Annotated in this window: 2 protein-coding genes; one reads left to right on the top strand and one right to left on the bottom strand. The window is 76.3% G+C overall.

Annotated elements, in window-relative coordinates:
• On the top strand, positions 1 to 615 hold a 615-nt coding region (locus GT045_RS16970; protein WP_237538659.1), incomplete at its 5' end, for an acyl carrier protein.
• Positions 616 to 1,124: 509 nt separating this feature from the next.
• On the opposite strand, the gene GT045_RS16965 is transcribed toward GT045_RS16970, so the two are convergent.
• The coding region (locus GT045_RS16965; RefSeq protein WP_237538658.1) for a LuxR family transcriptional regulator at positions 1,125 to 2,373 on the bottom strand (1,249 nt) is incomplete at its 5' end.

Genomic DNA, 2,373 nt, shown 5'->3' with positions numbered 1-2,373 from the left:
GTGCGCGGCCTCGCCCCCGCGGCCGCGCGGCGCACCGCCCGCGCCGTCACCGAGGCTCCGCCGTCCGCCGAGCCGCTGTCCGGGCGGCTGGCCCGGCTGGGTGCGGCCGACGGTCTGCGCCTGCTGGTGGAGACGGTGTGCGGACATGTCGCCGACGTCCTCGGCCACGGCTCGGGCAGCGCCGTCGACCCCCAGCGCCCCCTCGGCGACCTGGGCGTGGACTCCCTGGCCGCTCTGGAGCTGCGCAACCGGCTCGGCGCCGACACCGGCCTGCGGCTGTCCACCACGCTCACCTTCGACTACCCGACCTCCGACGCCCTCGCCCGGCACCTGTTCGCGGAGCTGGGCGGCGGCACCCGCGGTGACGTGGTCGACGTCGAGGCCGAAGTGGTGCGCCTGGAGGCGGTGCTGGACGCCGCGCTCGACGAGGCCGTGCCGGACGAGGAGCGGCGCGCCCGGGTCGCGGCCCGGCTGCGGGCCCTCAGCGCGCGGTGGGACGGCACCGGGCCGTCGCCGGACAACGGGACCGGACACACCGGCGGGCCGGGGCTGGAGACGGCCACGGCGGACGAGCTGTTCGGCATCCTGGACGACGAACTGGGCAGCTTCAGCTGACCGCCGCGCCCACGGACCGGCGCGGGACCGGCGCCCCCGCCAGGGTGCTCCGGTGCCCGCCGGGTTCGGGCCTGCTGGGTCCGGGTCTGCTGGGTCCGGGCCTGCTGGGTTCGGGGTTCGCCGGGTCTGGGGTCCGCCGGGTTCGGGGTTCGCCGGGTCCGGTGCCCGCCGGGTCCGGTGCCCGCCGGGTCTGGGGTCGGTGCCCGCCGGGGTCGTCGGCGGCAATTCGGGGTTCGCCGGGCCCGGTGCCGCCCCGGTCCGGGGCCGCCGGGTCCGGTGCCGCCTGTGCACCCGAGCGGCACAAGCCGGCGCGGCCCCACCGGTGATGTCACCGGCGGGGCCCCGGGGGTGTGTGGACGAAGGTGCCGCAGGGTGGTGCGGACGGAGGTGCCGCGGAGTGGTGCGGACGGAGGTGCCGCGGGATGGTGCGGACGGTGAGGCCGCGGAGTGGTGGGGACGGCGAGGGCGCCGGGCCGCTCAACCGGCGGGCGAGGGCGGCGCCGGGGCGCTCAGCCGGCGGACGAGTGGGTGCTGGCCCAGCGGTCCGACAGCTTCGGAATGCGGTGCTCCAGCATCTTCGACGGCAGCTCCGAACGGCTGGCGACGTTCAGCTTGCGGTAGACCCGGGTCAGGTGCTGCTCCACCGTGCTGATCGTGACGTGCAGGCGGGAACTGATCTCCCGGTTGGTGTACCCGAGCGCGGCGAGACCGGCGACCCGGCACTCCGCGTCGCTGAGGATGGCGGGACCGCCCTCGGTCCCGGCGGTCTCGGGGCGTGCCGGATCCTCCAGCAGATGCGCGTCGACCGGCGACTCGATGCGGCATGCCTCGGCCTCCCGCGCCGCCTGCCGCGCGACGAGCCGCGCGCGGGCGTACTCACCGAGTTCGTAGTGCGCCGCGGACAGGTCGGCGTACGCCTGGGCCAGCGCGTACCGGTCCCCGCACGTCTTGAGCAGGTCGATCGACTCGCGCAGCAGCGAGGCCCGGCGGTGCGGCTTGCTGGTCGCCGCCAGCAGCCGCAGTGCCATGGCGCGGGCGCGCGAACTGTGCCCGCCGGGCAGCCGCAGCTGTTCCTCGGCCCACTCCCGGGCCGTACGGGCCTTGCCGATCCGCAGGTTGACCAGGGCGAGGTCGGACCGCCAGGGGATGCCCTTCTGGAGGCTGGGGTTGCCTTCCCGCAGCAGCCGTCCGCAGGTCTCGAAGTCGCCCAGCGCCGCGAAGGGCCGGTCGGTGGCGAGGTAGTGGTGGCCGCGGGCCCGCAGGTACTGGATGCCGAAGACGGTCCGGAACATCGGCTCGGGCACGTCGTGTCTGAGCAGTTCCTCGGCCTCGGCGTAGGAGCCCATGGCGGTGAGCGCGGAGATCGCCGTCGACAGCGGGAGGCCGATGAGGACTCCCCAGCTCTGGGCGCGCAGCGTGCCGAGCGCGGTGAGCGCGCCCTGCGAGGCGGTGGTCACGTCCCCCTGGAGCAGGGCGATCTCCGCCCGGATGGCGCCGAGCACGGCCTGCCAGGTCGTCGCCCGGCGTTCCCCGGCGCACTCCAGCAGTACGTCGCACGCCTCGGCGGCGACGGCGGGCCGGTCGGCGTGGGCGATCGCGAGCAGCGACATCGCGACCAGCTCGAGGTTCAGATAGTCCAGCTGGTGGCCCTGGAGGGCTTGGGCGACGGCCGCGGCGGACTCGTCGGTGGCCTCTCCGCCGATGAGCGCCGCGACCCGCGCGGCCAGCCCGCCGGCGTCGGCCCGCACCTGGCGGCGG

The organism is Streptomyces sp. SID486 (assembly GCF_009865385.1).
In the GTDB taxonomy this organism is placed as follows: domain Bacteria; phylum Actinomycetota; class Actinomycetes; order Streptomycetales; family Streptomycetaceae; genus Streptomyces.
Note: the sequence above shows the minus strand (reverse complement) of the source record. Positions and strands in the feature narration are given on the sequence as shown.